Source organism: Streptomyces xingningensis (assembly GCF_054957865.1).
In genome coordinates this window covers 16,176-30,965 of the sequence record NZ_JBDJPF010000060.1, presented here as the reverse complement: position 1 = coordinate 30,965, position 14,790 = coordinate 16,176, and the positions used below count along the sequence as shown (strand labels likewise).

Below are 14,790 nucleotides of genomic sequence, written 5' to 3'. Positions count from 1 at the left end.
CGTCCACCGAACCGAGTGACCCCCATCTCGGCAACTGGCTAGGCCCCCGGCAGAGCAGTACCGATCCAAAGCCGACAGCGACGACTGAGGCTGTAAAGACCGATACGAAGCACCGGGGGCTGTTCAGTGCTCACACAGAGTGCTCACGCGCCGGATCCGGACCCAAAGAAATTAGCTTGCGCCGCTGCGCATAATGATCCGGACTTTGGCAAGCGCAAGAATCCGGCCATCGGCCGCACGGGGGGAAACATGCCGCACGACCACGCCATCCTGCTCGAAAAGGTCAGCAGATCCTATGGAGCAGGCTCATCGGCCACGGTCCGGGCCCTGGACGACGTCTCCCTGGCCTTTGCCCGCACCACCTTCACCGCGATCATGGGCCCGTCCGGCTCCGGCAAGAGCACCCTGCTGCAGTGCGCGGCCGGACTCGACCGGCCGGACACCGGCCGGGTGTTTGTGGACGGCGTGGAACTCGGCCCGCTCGGCGAGAAGGCACTGACCGAATTGCGACGGGACCGGATCGGCTTTGTCTTCCAGTCCTTCAACCTCCTCGGCTCGCTCACCGCCGAGCAGAACGTCGGCCTGCCCCTCCGCCTCGCCGGCCGGCGCCCCGACCGGCGCGCGATACGTACCGCGCTCGCCCAAGTGGGCCTCGGCGAGCGGACCCGGCATCTGCCCTCGCAGATGTCCGGCGGCCAGCAGCAGCGGGTCGCCATCGCCCGCGCGCTGATCGCCCGCCCCCAGGTGCTGTTCGCGGACGAGCCCACCGGCGCACTGGACAGCGGCAGCAGCCGGACCGTGCTCGGACTGCTGCGCGGCCTGGTCGACGAGCAGGGGCAGACCACGGTCATGGTCACCCACGACCCGGTGGCCGCCTCCTGCGCGGACCGGGTCGTCTTCCTCGCCGACGGACGGCTCAGGGACGAACTCCACCGGCCGACCGCCCAGCAGGTCGCCGAGCGCATGACCCGGCTGGAAGCCGACGCCGAACGTGCCGCGGCCCACCCGGGCGGTGCCCTCCGATGAAGAAGGCCCTCCTCCTGCTGCCCATCGCGGCGGCCACCCTGCGCAAGCGATGGCTCGGATTCGCGGGCTCCTTCGTCGCCCTCACCCTCGGCGTCGCCCTGATCGCCGCCACCGGACTGCTGGTCAGCACCACCGCCGACATCGACAACCCCGACCCCGCCGCCCCTTCGCTCAAAAAGCTGCTCACCTTCACGGCGGGCATGTCCGGCTTTGTCTCGGTCTTTGTGGTCGCCTCCACCTTCGCCTTCGCGGTCGCCGGGCGGCGCCGGGAGACCGCCCTGCTGCGCGCCGTCGGCGCGACTCCCCGGCAGGTACGGGTCCTGGTGCTCGGCGAGGCCCTGGTCGTCTCCGTGGCCGCCTCGGTCTGCGGCACGCTGCTGGGGCCCGCGCTCGCCCCGTTCTTCGCCGACTGGCTGGTGGAACGCGGCGTCGCCCCCGAGGGCTTCGCCGTCCACCCGACGGCCGGCCCGCTGCTCATCGCCGCCGGCATCGAGATCGGCGTCGCCGTCCTCGGCGCCTACGCCGCCGCCCGCCGGGCGGGGCGGGTGCGCCCCGTCGAGGCGCTGGGCGAAGCCGCCGTGGACCGCAGGGTGATGACCCTCGGCCGCTGGCTGTGGGCCGTGGCCGCACTCGCCCTCTTCGGCGCCGCCCTGTCCCTGTTCATCACCGTGCCCGGCCCCTTCCAGCGCGATCCGCAGTTCCGCGACCCGCAGAACCTGCCCAGCTGGGCCCTGGTCACCGACCTCCTCGCGATCACCGTGATCGCGCTCTTCGCCCCGCTGCTCATTCCCCCGCTGGTCCGGCTGCTCACCCTGCCGGTGCCCCTGCTGTCCGGCGCGGTCGGCCTGCTCGCCCGGCAGAACGCGCTCACCTCCGTGCGCCGTACGGTCTCCACCGCCACGCCCATGGTCCTGGTGATCGGCCTGACGGGCAGTGTCGTAGGCTCCACCGCCGCCTTCTCCGACGCACGGGCCCAGCAGACCCGGGCCGCCCTGCACGCCCAGTACGTCGTGGAGCCCACCGGCGGCAAGGACGGGCTCTCGCCCGAAGCGCTGCGCCGGCTGCGCGAGTCGCCCGGTGCCCGTACCGTCGCCGTGGCGCCCACCCTGCTCTCCGGCCTGGGGGACGGGCCCGAAGCCGGCGCCGGGACGGTCGCCGCGACCGCCGTCGATGGAGACCTCGGCGCCGCCTGGAAGCTGAAGACCGAGGCTGGTTCCCTCACCGACCTCAAGGGCGGCACGGTCGCCCTCTCCGCCGACCTGGCCAAGGCCCGCGGCTGGCACCTGGGCGACAAGCTGCCCGCCTCTCTCGCGGACGGCACCTCGGTCACCCTGCGGGTGGTCGCCCTGGTCCGGACCCCGCTCGCGCTCGCCGAGGTCCTGCTGCCGTATGGCACCGCACACCTCGGCGGGCAGGGGCCCGCCACGGCCTATGTCACCGGTGGGCCCGAGCCCGTCCTCCCCGCCACCGCCCGGGCCGAGGTCACCCCGGCCACGGACTGGGCCCGGGGCGATGACGGCCCCCAGGAGCGCTATCTGTGGATCGCGCTCGCGGCCATCCTCGGCCCGGCCCTGCTCTATGCGCTGATCGCCATCGTCAACACGATGATGATGTCCACCGGCGACCGGCTGCGGGACTTCGCCACCCTGCGGCTCACCGGCGGCAACGACCGCCAGGTGCTCGGCATGGTCGGCATCGAGGCCGTCCTGACCGCCATCGCCGCGACGGTGCTGGCGGTGCTGGTCACGGCGGGCACCCAGACCGCCACCTCCGCGCTGCTCGAGCACCGCATCGGGGGCGGGGTGCCCGTCGCCCTGCCCTGGCCGGTCATCGGCACGGCGGCGGTGGCCGGGCTCGCGCTCTCCCTGCTGGCCAGCGTGATTCCGGCGAAACTGGCGCTCCGGGCAAGGGCGTTGGACCTGGCGGGCGCACGACAATAGGGCTCAGTGGCGGGAGTGGTGCCAGACCGCGAACAGGCTGCCGGACACGGTCCCCACGGCGCTCAGCCCGGTCTCGCCGCACACGGCGAACACCGTCGCCGAGATCGCGACGATGGACAGCAGGGCGAGGAGGTTGAGCCACCGCCGATCGGGTCCGGTGGGCTTGCAGGGCGGGGGGTTGTCGTTCATCGCTGACTCCGGGGGGCGGTTGGTGTCCGTATGGGCACGCTAGCCGCCGGGCCCTCGGCCCAACCCCCCTTCCGGGCGCCGGGCTGTTGCCCAACGCGCAGGCAGCGGGCGGGAGCAGAAGGAAGGCGTTGCCCGCACCGCGGGCAACGCCCGGTCAGTACCGCGAACCCCGGCAGGGCATGGACACATCCACCGGGATCTCGACCTGCTTCCAGCGCGCCCGCTCCCCATGGCCGAGGGCCGAGCAGATCCGGCGCTTGACGGAATCGGCGTCGGTGCTCCAGCGGCGCAGCGCGCTGTCCTCGCCCGCGGAGTAGATCACCTGCGGGTCATCGGGGTCGAACACCGCACCCCACACGGTCCCGGTGCTGCCGCTGAGCACCGCATCGCTCTGCCAGCCGTCACCGGTGAACCTCCAGATGCGTACGGTGCCATCGCTCGAGGCGGTCAGCAGGGCCTTGTTGTCCGGCGAGAAGGCAACGGACTTCAAGGCCGCGCTGTGGCCCACGAGTACGCGGACCGGATGGCCGGTGCGAGGGTCCCAGAGGCGCAGGGTGTCATCGCGCCCTGCCGTGGCCATCAGGCGGCCGTCGCTGCTGAAGGCGATGGAGAACACCGAGTCGGTGTGCCCGGGGAACGTCCTTCGTACGTTGCCGCCGGGCACCTCGCGGAGGTGTGCGACGTTCAACTGCCCGCCCTCGGCCAGCTGTCCGGTGCTGGGGTCGAAGGCCACGGCTCGCACGGAGTCAGCCTGCCCGGCCACCAAATCCCTGGGGGTCGTACGGTCGTCGGGGTCCCACAGCAGTACCCGGCCGCGGTCGTCGCCGGTGGCGATGGAACGGCCGTCCGGGCTCCAGGCGAGGGCGGAGAGGGGCTCCCGGTCGGCGACGGGCAGCTGGTGCAGCGGCCGTTGGGTTCCGGAGGCGCTGTCCCAGGTGGTGACCGTCCTGCCCTTGTCGGCCGCGGCGAGCCTCGACCCGTCCGGGCTGAACGCCACGGCGGCGACCGCGTCATGGCCCATCCGCAGGGTCCGGCGGAGCGCCAGGGACCGGCGGTCCCACAGGGAAACGGTGCCGTCGGCGCCCCCGGTGGCCAGCAGAGTGCCGTGCGGCTGTACGGCGAGGGCCATCAGCTGGGTCGGATGGGCGGGTACGGCCGTGGTGCCGCTCTCGGTGGTGTCCCAGAGCCCCACCGTGTGGTCCTCGTTGATGGTGGCCAGACGAGTGCCGTCATGGCTGAAGGCCAGCCCCCTGATATTGCCCGCATGGCCCGCCAGGGTGGCCACCGGCGCTCCGGTGGCGCTGTCCCAGAGCCTGGCGTTGTTGTCCTGCCCGCCCGTCGCCACCAGACCGTTGGCGCCGCCGAAGGCCAGGGCGTACAAGGAGTCGGTGTGCCCGGCGAGTTGATGGCCGGCGCCGGTGCCGATGTTCCAGACCCGGCCGAGCGGGGGCTTGTCGTTGAAGGCCGCCGCACCCAGCGTGGAGCCGTCCTTGCTGAAGTCCACGGACCGGAAGCTCGCGCTCCGGTCACCGAAGCTGTGCTGCTCCTTGCCGCTCACGGGGTCGAGGAGCCGTACCGGCCGGCCCTCCTGTGCGACGGCGAGGGTCTGCCCGACCGGGCTGAAGGCCAGCGACCAGATGTCGGAGCCGCCATCGTGGGATTGCGGGATCAGCGTGCCCTGTTCCCGTCCGTGCGCGATGTCCCATACCCGTGCACAGCCCTGGTCGTCCCCGCTCGCCAGCAGCTTGTCGTCGCGGTCGAAGGCGAGCGACCACAGCTTGCCCGGGTGGCGGGGCGGCCGGGCGAGGAGCCGACGGCCATCCGCCGTGTACAGGCCCACATTGCCCTGGTCGTCACCGACGGCGAGATAGGAGCCGTGATGGCTGTAGGCCACCGCGTGGACGGCGCCGCCGCCCAGGGACGGCAGCGGCTTCAGCAGGCGACGGTCGGCGAGGGACCAGAGCGCGGCGCCCTTCCCGGTGCCCACCAGGAGCCGGTTGCCGTCGGGGCCGAGGGCCACCGCGTAGCCGGGGGCGTGCACATCGAGGCGGCCCACCATGCGGTGGCTCTGCGTACTGAGCAGGGCACTGAGGCTGTTGGGGGTGTGGGCACTGTCATGGGAGGCCACCGCCAGCCGGGCGGCGTCATCGGGCCAGACGGCCTGGGCGAGGGCCTGGGACTGTTCGGCCAGCCGCTCGGCGTCGAACACCGCTTGCCGGGAACGCTCGTTGAGCAGCCGCTGCCCGACGACGAGGGCCAGGACCAGCGAGAGGACCGCGAGCAGGGCGAGCGCCCGGCGCAGCCGACGGCGCCGCCGGGCGGTGGATTCCCTGCGCACGACCGAGGCCCGGACGTACTCCCGGTGCAGATCGGCCGCTTCGTCCGGCCGCTTCTCCAACAGGCCCTCGGCCAGTGAGAGTCTGGTGCCCACCAGGAGGAGGTCTTCCCGGTGCTCCTTGGCCTGGTGCCAGGCGTCGGCGGCCTGGGCGAGGTTCCGGAACTCCTTCTGGTCGTCCTGCTCGCTCCTGAGCCACTCGGCCAGCTCCGGCCAGGCGCCCAGCAGGGCCTCGTGGGTCACCTCCACGGTGCTCTCGGAATTCGCGGGGGAGCCGTCGCGCTGTCGCGGGATGGCGTCGCCGGGCGGCTTGGTCCTGTCCATGGTCAGCAGCCTGGCCTCGCAGAATGCGTCGAGGACGGTACGGGCCTGCGCTTCCGTTCCCGGGAGCTGGGGAAGGAGCCGCCGCCAGGTCACCCGCCGCCGGGTGCCGTCGCTGTCGGCGCCGAAGTGGACCAGGCGTACGAGCAGTTGGCGGGCGATGAGGCGATGGTGCTCGTCGGGCAGCCGGTGATACACCTCCTCCGCAGTGGTGCGCACCGCACCGGCCACGCCTCCGGTGGCCCGGTAGTCGGCGATGGTGATGTCCTTGGCCGTGTCCGCCGCCGCACTCTGCTCCTTCTCCCAGGCGGCGCGCAGCGCGTGGGAGAGCAGGGGCAGGGCGCCCGGCTGGTAGGCGGCTCCTTCCGCACCACCTCCCACGGCGCTCAGCTCGCTCAACAGGAGTTCGGTCAGCCCCGGACCGATGCGCCGCCCCGCCCGGCGGGCCGGTTCCTCGATCGCCTTGCGCAGCTCCGCCTCGTTCATGGGGCCGAGCGGGAAGTGTTTCCTCAGGCAGGACCTGAGTTCGGGGTACTCCAGGCAGTGCGGGTAGAAGTCGGCCCGGATGCCGATGACCACTTGTGCCGTGCTGTCGCAGAGGGTGTGGAGGAAGCGGCGTCTGACGTCCTCCGGGACGTCGGGCTGGAAGAGCTCCTCGAACTGATCGATCACCAGCAGGCACTTGGCAGGCTCCGGGCCTTGCCCGGTGACCGCCGCCATGGCCGCATCCAGCTCGTCCAGCGGCTTGCCCGTCGGGGTCATCAGGGCGGTCCGCCGGGGATCACAGCCGGGGACCGCTCCCTTGAGCACCTGGCCCAGCAGTCCCGCCCGCAGCAGCGAGGACTTCCCCGCGCCGGAGGGGGCGATCACCGCCAACGGGCCGCTGTCCGCGGCTCGTTCGAGCAACTGCTTGATGAGGTCCCGGGTGGTGCTGTCCCGGCCCAGGAACCAATCCGTCTGCGCCGGACGGAAGTGCTCCATGCCCGGATACGGGCACTGGGTGCGGTAGCGGGCGAACAGGCTTCCGTCGGCTTCGAGTACGTCGTCGAGGTGCTGGGCGATGTCCCGGCTGGCGAAGCCCTTCCGGTTCTCCATCCGGCTCACATGGCTGGTGCTGCAGGGAACCTTCCTGGCGAGGGTGCCGACCGTCCAGTTCCGGGCCTCGCGAAGCCGCCGCAGGGTCGCCGCGAAGTCGTCCGCGACCGGCTCGTCGCCGTAGGCGAGGCGTTGCCTGTCGTCCAGGCAACGCTTGCCGCCCTCGATCTCACCCTTGGACACCGTGCTCTCCTGCTACAACTCAGACAGCTCACTCCGGGTGGCGGCAAAGCTACCGATGGTGTCGCGATGTTGGCGACGGAGCGTGGGTGCACGTGCATGCGCTGCTGTGCGCCCCCTTCACCACGGGAATCGGCTACGGAATCGCTTGCGGGAATCGAGGAGAAAGACATGTCCCTTACAGCCCTCCGACGCTGTGCGGTCACAGCCTGCACAGCCGCTCTCGGCCTCGCGCTTCTCGCGGGCGGCCAACCGGCCGCCCAGGCGGTCCAGTCGGCACCGTCCGGGCCCGCCGCCCGGGCGCTCGATCCGGTCGACCGGGCCACGATCATCAGGCGGGCGCAGGAATGGGTGGACAAGCGGGTGCCATATGACGGCGAGGAGAACCACTTGTACAAGTGGGGCTCCCACCGCTACCTGCAGGACTGTTCCGGCTATGTGTCCTGGGCCTGGGGTCTGCCGGGAAGCTATGGCACGGCGGTCCTCAAGGAGAGGTTCTCCTCGGCGATCGGCAAGGACGATCTCCGGCCCGGCGACGTGCTGCTCCAACGCACCAAGGACCATGGCCACGTGGTGATCTTCGCCGGCTGGAAGGACGCCGCCACCGCGATTGTCTACCAGGAGTCGGTGCCCGGGTCGGTTGCCTCCAAGGACCCCTTGTCGTACGACTCCTTGCATGCCCAGGGGTTCGAACCCCGCCGATATGTAAGGGTGATCGACTGAGTCCGGGGACGCTTCCGGTTGTGGCTGCCTTGAACCATGACCCCATGGGAAGAACTGCACGCCTTCGTTGACCACGTGCCGGACGAGGAACTGCCCGCACTCGCGGAGGGCCTGCGAGTGTCCGGACGACGCCGACTTCATCGTGCTCGCCGAACCGAACACGCCTAACTAGCAGTTCTAAGGATACGAGCAGGTCAGGGCATCAGGAAGCCCCGGTCGGCACTTGGGGGGAATGCCGACGGGGCCGGTAGAGGGAGCGGTTACGCGCTCCGAACGGGTACCGGGTTGCCTGGGGAGTCGAGCCACACTCGTTCGCCGTCGCCGTCCACGGTCAAGCCGAACCGCTCGAACCCCGGCCGATTCTCCCTGTCCCACCAGTGATGAGCGGCCACCACCTCATCCCAGAGGTTCCGGGGGCCGGACTGGTAGACCTCGAACTCATCCTTCCCCGGCACGTAGTCAGCCGTCGCCCACGACGTGACGGCAGTGTCCCGCAGCCACAGCGTGTAAGAGCCGTCGTCATACGACTCCATCCACGGGAACGCGTCGGGCACCTGCACCCCGATCGCGAACATGACGTGCCAGTCGCCCACGTCGTCCGGGGACAGAGACATCATGGACTGCACACCGTCCGCTGGCCACTTCCGCCCGCCCAGGTACTCACGGACATGCCGACGCTGGACCCGCTGAGCACGCATCCGCATGAACGCCGACGACCCCACGAACGGACCAGATGCTGAGCCGTCCTCAGCGACCGTGAGACGCGCTACCGCCTCCCCGCCGTACGTCGGCCCCCACGGGGTCACGATCACCCCGTCCCGCTTCACCTGCTCCCGCCATGCCGGGGGTACGCTCCCGATGGAACAGGTGGCAATCAGCCGGTTGTACGAGGCCCGCTCCGGGTACCCCTGCGCCCCGTCACCGACACGCACCAGCGGACGGAGCCCCGCAAGGTTCAGGCGGGTACGCGCATCCTCCGCGCTGGACTCGTCCACCTCGATGCTGACGACGTTCTCCGCACCCAGCCGGTGAGACAGCAGAGCAGCGTTCCACCCGGTCCCGGTGCCGACCTCCAAAACGGTCTGCCCGTCCTCCACACTGAGTGCGTCGAGCATCGAAAACACCATTGTGGGCATGGAGTTGGAAGAGGTAGGGGATTTGCCCTTGCCAGTTCCGGTGTACGCCCCGTCATCCCATTGCGTCGTGATCGGCGCGTCCCGGTAGACGGCCTCCCACCACACGTCAGGTTCCTCGCTGCGGACCACGCGGTCACTCTGCCGGTTCATGCCAGCGCGACCGGGCCAGATCACATCCGGCATGAACGCGTGACGCGGTACCGCCTCGAACGCGGGGAGCCAGCCACTCGTCAGGGCTCCCTTCTCCATGAGCACGGAGGCGAGCCCCTGGGGGCCCGCCTCCTTCACGGTGCGCTCGGTCACTTGCCGTCCGCCGGGTCCTTGCCGTCGTTGGTGTTGCCACCCTCGTCCGACCCGCCGCCCCCGTGCTTGTTGCCCGAGTCGCTGTCGTCCTGCGGGTTGCCATCGGCCATGGTCAGCCACCACGCGTGCTTCTGCATGTCGTACCTCCGTTGTCGATGGTGCTTGGGTTACCCGACCCGGCCGACTCCGCTTCACGGGAATGAGGGGGCGTGCGGCCGGGCGGGGGTCCAGGTTGGCCGTCGATGGCCTCTGCGGACGAGTACCGGCGTCCTCACCGGGTTGCCCGTTCGAGCCGGGCGAGGCGGCCCGCCAGTACAGACCCCGCCGGGGGTGTGACGATCGTGGGGCAGACGGATGTCTCTACGAACAGCCGGTGCCCCTCCTTGTCGGCGTGCGCCTTCTGCTGCCTGTCGGCCTCTTCCTTGTCGTCCAGGATGCGGAATTCCCAGCGGCACAGTTCCCCGCGCCGGGGGTCACCTTCGCGTGTGATCACGTCGCGGCAGAAGGCGGCGTACTCAGCCGACGCGCTCGGGTCCGGGGCGGTCGTCCAGTCGGCGAACTTGAAGGTCTGTCGGCTCACGCGGTCACCGCCGGGGGCTTGATCGGGAGCCCGACCTTGCGTGGCTGGTGGGGGTGGTTGCGAATCTCCGTGTTGCAGTCAGACGCCGCTGAGAGGTTCGCGTACCCGTCCGGAGTACCGACCCCCGTACGGTACGCCCTGCGCCAGTCCGCGCAGCGTGCGCAGATCTGGCATCCCTCGACGGGGGCAGGCTCCAGGGTCATGCCTGACCCTCCCCGCCGTCGCCGGCGTCCGCCCCCGGCAGACGCTTGCCCCGACTCTCGGCGACCTTCAGCGCGTCACCCAGCGCCTCGGACAGGCGGGCCGCGAGATAGCGCAGCTCCACATCCGACAGGTTCGGGCCACCCATGGCCGCGCTGACATACTTCAACAGATCAGCACCTATGGCGAGTTGGGACGATTCGAGATCGTCGGCGAGTGCCGACAACCACCCTTCGCCGTCCGTCGCGAGGTAGCAGGGGCGGCCGTCATCGGTCGCCCATGGCAGCAGGCGCGCTATCCCCGCCGCATCGTCGGCAAGGTCTCGCCTGCGCTGATGATCAGCTTCCGTTCTGTGAACCATCTCGGGCCCCTGGTCTGTCGCCGTCGGGATACCGAGAGGCTATGGCCAGGGGAAAGCCCAATCCACGGACGTAGCGCGGCAGTTGGAAGCATGATCGCCCCTAACTACCGTGCTGCGCAGTAGCTGCCCGTAGTTAGCCCAACACGCCCAGGTGGTTGGCCATGGCGCGCATCTCAGCGGTGAGCCTGCGCTTACGCCGCTGGACGATCGCCCCCATCACATCCTGTGCCATGCGCTGATGCCGGAGCCACTGAGGGTTCGCGTAGTCCACGGCCGTCAGCCGGTCGAGCGCCTTGTCATGCTCCCCGACCTTGATGTACGCCGTCGCCACGGTGAGGCGGTGCCGGTTCCATTCCTTGTCGGTCTCAGCGATACGGGCCGCTTTCATCGCGTGATCCGAGAACCGGGCCTTCCCTGTGGATTCGTCGATCACACGGAAGGGGTCGCCGTCCTCGGAGATCAACTCATCCTCCAGCCCCTTCATTCCGGCAACGGCGATATCGAACCGTCCGAACCGGTGTTGGGTATGGGGATGCCTTCCCAGGGCGGCAGCGGCAGACTCCGCAATCCGGCGGGCTTCTGTTGCTTCGTGGGGGCGGTTGTTGCGGACGGAAGCGGCAGCCGCTTGCAGAGCCAGCCAACCCCACACGGCCAGCCTTTCCGGGGGTGCTTTCGAGATTCGCGGTTCCAGGTGGTCCGCTGTCTCGATAGCTGCGCGTTCGGCGTCATCGAATCGCCCTTGCCGCAGCAACAGCCACGACATGATGACCACGGCGTACCCGGCGGTGTTCATGTCCTGCACCGTTCGCGCGTCCTTCATCGCGCCGGACAGCGCGTGATAGGCAAGGTCATATTGCCGAACTTGCGTCAGATACCGACCGCCCAGCAAATACGCTTCCGCGCGCGCAGATAGTGCCTGCGTGTACTCCTCGCCATTATCGAAGTAGGCGACAGCCGAGTTCGCATCCCGGATGATCTCAGGCATCTTGCCCGCTACAGAACCGAAGTTGTCCGAGTCGTACGCCGCTGAGCCAGCGCGGATGACTTCCAGCAGCGCGGGAAGGTTGGGTTCCTCGTCGGGCCTTTCGCCGGGGCCGTCCATGATTCCCAGGGGCGGAGTGAGTGCGCTCCGCAATTCGGCCAGCCCCACACGGGTCGGGTCTTCGCCTCGGACTGGTTCCGGTGTGTCGGGCGCCATGAGTTCGGAGGTCTTCACATGCAATGCGCGAGCCAGAATGTGAAGGGTTTCGATGCGGACGTTTCCGCCCTGTTCCAGCTTGGCGACAGTGGAGGGCGCGAGGCCGGCGGCGTAGGCCAACTGTTCCTGAGTCAGGTCCCGTAGCCGCCGGTGCTTCCTGACGTTCTCCCCTAGAGCGCTCATGATCCCCGCCTAGTGCGTGTGGTGTCGTGCTCCGTCCGTCCAGCGTACGTCCGTCCAGCGTGCCCCGGTCGCGCCAACGTTCCCACCCCCTTCCTGGCGCCACCCTTCGCCCGCGATCACAGAAAGTGCCCAGATTTCGGCTGGCTGGACCCCAGAGAATTTGGATATTCAAGGGCATCAGGTCCAGCTTGTTCGACAGGGATATGACTAAACGTCATGGAAGGCCGACGACCCCTGATAGCCGGCCCAGCGAGGGGCGACCGTCGGGGGTCGGGTCAGAGCGAGTCCAGCACCCGGCGCACGCGGGGGAGTCGGACAGCCGCCCGCCGGTCCAGCTCGTCACGGCCGACCGAATCGTCCCCCGGGCTCGTACAACTCAGCTGCGAGCCGGGCTAGTTGCAACTCCTCGGCAGTCGGGCCGGTGTCCGGTGCTGCGCGCTGTTTACGCCTTGCCGCCCCGCCCCTCAGCGAGCCCGGTTCGTGGCTCGTGCGGATCAGCCGCCGCGGCACCGGGTCGGTGGTGGTCGGGTACGTGTTGGCGACCGCGTTCAGCGGGCCCGGGTGCCAGCCGTAGAGGTGCCGGGGAACAGGTGCCCATTCCTGGGCCGCGGGTACGGATCCAGCTGGGGGTTGGCAACTGCTCGTCGAGGAGCGCATATGAGGTCGTCTTAGCTCGATGGTGTGATGGCCGGCTTCCGGGCTTGCGGTGCCCTGGGTCATCCGGGTTAGCGTGGCGGCGCGATCTGGGACGCCGGGTGCGGTGTCGGCGTGCGGGGCCCCTGCTCCACCGGAGCGATGGTTCAGGGCCTCCCCGTCGCCTCTGGCCGTATCCATATGGCCAGGTCGCGTAGGGAACCGGCCTCCCGGGACCGGACCACGCACAGGATGCGTGTCGCCGCCTCGGGGTCGAGTACGCCGGGGAACCAGTGCGCCCAAGACCGTTCGGGGCGTGCGGCTGACCGGGCTCACTCCTGCTCAGTCCGTAGGAACGGTTCCCTTCCGCCGCGTATTGATTTACAGTGTAGAAGACAGTGTTGCCGTTCATTGGAGAAGGCTGTTGCTCTTCTGAGGTCTTGAAGACACCACGATGACGCCCCGCCTGCGCGGGTCGCTTTCGGCGGTGCCCCGGCCCCGATTTCCCGGCCGGTCGTGCCATACCGCCCCTCCCCGCCCGTAGCGCGGGTTCCGTGCGGTGTCTTCCTCCTTCCGCGTCGAGATCACGAACCCTCCCGGAGGACCTCTTCATGTCTATGCCAACCACGTCCGTCGTCTGCTCCGACCTCTCCTTCTCCTGGCCGGACGGCACCCCCGCGTTCACCGACTTCAACCTCGTCATCGGCCCCGGCCGGACCGGATTGATCGGTGTCAACGGCTCCGGGAAGTCCACGCTGCTGCGCCTGATCGCCGGGGACCTCACCCCCGGCAGCGGTTCGGTCAAGGTCAGCGGTGAATTCGGGTACGTCCCCCAGAACGTCGCCCTGGACACCGAGCTCAGCGTCGAGGAAGCACTCGGCATCGCCGCCGCCCGTGCGGCGCTGTGCGCCATCGAGGAGGGGGACGCCAGCGAGGAGAACTTCACCCTCGTCGGCGACGGCTGGGACGTCGATGAGCGCGCCCGCGCCACCCTCGACCGGCTCGGCCTGGACCACGTCACCCTGGACCGCCGCATCGGCGAGCTGTCCGGCGGCGAGTCCGTGCTGCTGTGCCTGGCCGCCGCGCTGCTGCGCCGGCCCCAGGTGCTGCTGCTGGACGAGCCGACGAACAACCTCGACCTCAACGCGCGCCGCAGGCTCTACGACGCCGTCGCCTCCTGGAAGGGCGCGATGGTCATCGTCAGCCACGACCGCGAGCTGCTTGAGGCCGTCGACCAGATCGCCGACCTGCGATCGGGCGAAGTCCACTGGTACGGCGGCAACTTCAGCGCCTACCAGGAAGCCCTGGCCGTGGAGCAGGAAGCGGCCGAGCGCATGGTGCGCGTCGCCGAGTCCGACCTGCGGCGGCAGAAGCGCGAGCTGGCGGACGCCCGGATCAAGCTCGACCGGCGCGTCCGCTACGGCAAGAAGATGTACGACACCAAACGCGAACCCAAGGTGGTGATGAACGAACGCAAGCGGCAGGCCCAGGTGGCCGCGGGCAAGCACCGGAACATGCACCTCGAGAAGCTCGAAGAGGCCAAGGAACGCCTCGGCGAGGCGGAAGAGGCGGTACGCGACGACAGCGAGATCCGCATCGACCTGCCCGAGACCACGGTCCCGGCGGGGCGCACGGTGCTGACGATCGCCGAGGTGGAGACGCTCTACGGAGGCCGCGCCCACTTCGAGGTCCGGGGCCCGGAGCGCATCGCCCTGGTCGGCCGCAACGGAGCGGGCAAGAGCACCTTGCTGCGCACCATCGCCGGGGAGCTGACCCCGGTGTCGGGCGAGGTCAAGACGGCCGTCCCGATGCGGTATCTGCCGCAGCGGCTCGACGTCCTCGATGAGGAGCTGACGGTCGCTCAGAACGTGGCCCGGTTCGCCCCCGCGGCGACGGACAACGCCATCCGCGCCCGGTTGGCGAGGTTCCTCTTCCGCGGCCGGCGTGCCGACCAGCAGGTTTCCACGCTCTCCGGCGGCGAGCGCTTCCGGGCGACGCTGGCGGCGCTGATGCTGGCCGAGCCCCCGCCGCAGCTGCTGCTGCTGGACGAGCCGACCAACAACCTGGACCTGGCCAGCGTCCGCCAGCTCTCCACCGCCCTGGAGTCCTACCAGGGTGCCCTGATCATCGCCAGCCACGACGTGGCGTTCCTGCGCGAACTGGGCATCACCCGCTGGCTCCAGCTGGACGGCGAGATCACGACCATTGATCCGCTGTAGCGGGAGCCGCGCTCCGGGACGGCCGACGGCTGGCCGTCCCGGAGCGTACGGGCGTCCCGCTCACGCGGTATCCGTCGAGCCGGCCGAGTCGCCGCGCAGAATAGCCCGCTTGGCCTCAACTGCTGCTGGGTCGACCGGGCCGTGCACGGCTTCCGCGTCTTCGATCA

General features: G+C 69.8%; 11 protein-coding genes. 4 read left to right on the top strand and 7 right to left on the bottom strand.

The window, feature by feature from the left end; all coding sequences use genetic code 11:
- Window positions 1–249 precede the first annotated feature (249 nt).
- The gene (locus ABCR83_RS25925; protein ID WP_462697604.1) at window positions 250–1,026 is read left to right on the top strand and encodes an ABC transporter ATP-binding protein; all 777 of its coding nucleotides are present in this window, start codon (window positions 250–252) and stop codon (window positions 1,024–1,026) included.
- Window positions 1,023–2,966 carry an FtsX-like permease family protein gene (locus tag ABCR83_RS25920; RefSeq protein WP_462697603.1) on the top strand — a complete coding sequence of 648 codons (1,944 nt, stop codon included), beginning with the start codon at window positions 1,023–1,025 and terminating at the stop codon, window positions 2,964–2,966. Before ABCR83_RS25925 ends, ABCR83_RS25920 begins: the two co-directional genes overlap by 4 nt.
- Window positions 2,967–2,969: 3 nt before the next feature.
- Here the strand turns inward: ABCR83_RS25920 and ABCR83_RS25915 are convergent, their stop codons facing one another.
- Both ABCR83_RS25915 and ABCR83_RS25910 read right to left on the bottom strand, forming a co-directional pair.
- A complete protein-coding gene (locus tag ABCR83_RS25915) occupies window positions 2,970–3,155 on the bottom strand; it encodes a hypothetical protein (RefSeq protein WP_462697601.1) in 186 nt (61 codons plus the stop codon).
- 154 nt (window positions 3,156–3,309) lie between these two features.
- Complete coding sequence (locus tag ABCR83_RS25910; protein WP_462697599.1) at window positions 3,310–7,089, bottom strand: nSTAND1 domain-containing NTPase; 3,780 nt, start codon at window positions 7,087–7,089, stop codon at window positions 3,310–3,312.
- A 168-nt stretch (window positions 7,090–7,257) separates the two neighbouring features.
- On the opposite strand from ABCR83_RS25910, the gene ABCR83_RS25905 reads away from it, so the two are divergent.
- A complete protein-coding gene (locus ABCR83_RS25905) occupies window positions 7,258–7,809 on the top strand; it encodes an NlpC/P60 family protein (RefSeq protein WP_462697598.1) in 552 nt (183 codons plus the stop codon).
- A 260-nt stretch (window positions 7,810–8,069) separates the two neighbouring features.
- On the opposite strand, the gene ABCR83_RS25900 is transcribed toward ABCR83_RS25905, so the two are convergent.
- The 5 genes from ABCR83_RS25900 to ABCR83_RS25880 form a co-directional block, all read right to left on the bottom strand.
- The gene (locus tag ABCR83_RS25900) at window positions 8,070–9,248 is read right to left on the bottom strand and encodes a methyltransferase domain-containing protein (protein WP_462697597.1); all 1,179 of its coding nucleotides are present in this window, start codon (window positions 9,246–9,248) and stop codon (window positions 8,070–8,072) included.
- Window positions 9,245–9,385: a hypothetical protein gene (locus tag ABCR83_RS25895; protein ID WP_158688813.1), complete on the bottom strand. Its 141-nt coding sequence runs from the start codon at window positions 9,383–9,385 to the stop codon at window positions 9,245–9,247. Before ABCR83_RS25895 ends, ABCR83_RS25900 begins: the two co-directional genes overlap by 4 nt.
- Window positions 9,386–9,519: 134 nt before the next feature.
- Window positions 9,520–9,828 (bottom strand): DUF7848 domain-containing protein, encoded by a 309-nt coding sequence (locus ABCR83_RS25890; protein ID WP_462697596.1) that lies wholly within the window; start codon window positions 9,826–9,828, stop codon window positions 9,520–9,522.
- 199 nt (window positions 9,829–10,027) lie between these two features.
- On the bottom strand, window positions 10,028–10,390 hold the full coding sequence (locus ABCR83_RS25885; RefSeq protein WP_462697595.1) for a hypothetical protein: 363 nt from the start codon (window positions 10,388–10,390) through the stop codon (window positions 10,028–10,030).
- Window positions 10,391–10,523: 133 nt separating this feature from the next.
- Entirely contained in the window at window positions 10,524–11,771 is a 1,248-nt protein-coding gene (locus tag ABCR83_RS25880) for a helix-turn-helix domain-containing protein (RefSeq protein WP_462697594.1), read from the bottom strand.
- 1,244 nt (window positions 11,772–13,015) lie between these two features.
- Between ABCR83_RS25880 and ABCR83_RS25875 the strand changes: the two genes are divergently transcribed.
- On the top strand, window positions 13,016–14,623 hold the full coding sequence (locus ABCR83_RS25875; protein ID WP_462697593.1) for an ABC-F family ATP-binding cassette domain-containing protein: 1,608 nt from the start codon (window positions 13,016–13,018) through the stop codon (window positions 14,621–14,623).
- Window positions 14,624–14,790 lie beyond the last annotated feature (167 nt).

Excerpts from the sequence above, each read along its gene's own strand:
- ABCR83_RS25925 (WP_462697604.1), top strand. The coding sequence starts at position 250 with ATGCCGCACGACCACGCCATCCTGCTCGAAAAGGTCAGCAGATCCTAT.
- ABCR83_RS25920 (WP_462697603.1), top strand. The coding sequence starts at position 1,023 with ATGAAGAAGGCCCTCCTCCTGCTGCCCATCGCGGCGGCCACCCTGCGC.
- ABCR83_RS25915 (WP_462697601.1), bottom strand. The coding sequence starts at position 3,155 with ATGAACGACAACCCCCCGCCCTGCAAGCCCACCGGACCCGATCGGCGG.
- ABCR83_RS25905 (WP_462697598.1), top strand. The coding sequence starts at position 7,258 with ATGTCCCTTACAGCCCTCCGACGCTGTGCGGTCACAGCCTGCACAGCC.
- ABCR83_RS25895 (WP_158688813.1), bottom strand. The coding sequence starts at position 9,385 with ATGCAGAAGCACGCGTGGTGGCTGACCATGGCCGATGGCAACCCGCAG.
- ABCR83_RS25885 (WP_462697595.1), bottom strand. The coding sequence starts at position 10,390 with ATGGTTCACAGAACGGAAGCTGATCATCAGCGCAGGCGAGACCTTGCC.
- ABCR83_RS25880 (WP_462697594.1), bottom strand. The coding sequence starts at position 11,771 with ATGAGCGCTCTAGGGGAGAACGTCAGGAAGCACCGGCGGCTACGGGAC.
- ABCR83_RS25875 (WP_462697593.1), top strand. The coding sequence starts at position 13,016 with ATGTCTATGCCAACCACGTCCGTCGTCTGCTCCGACCTCTCCTTCTCC.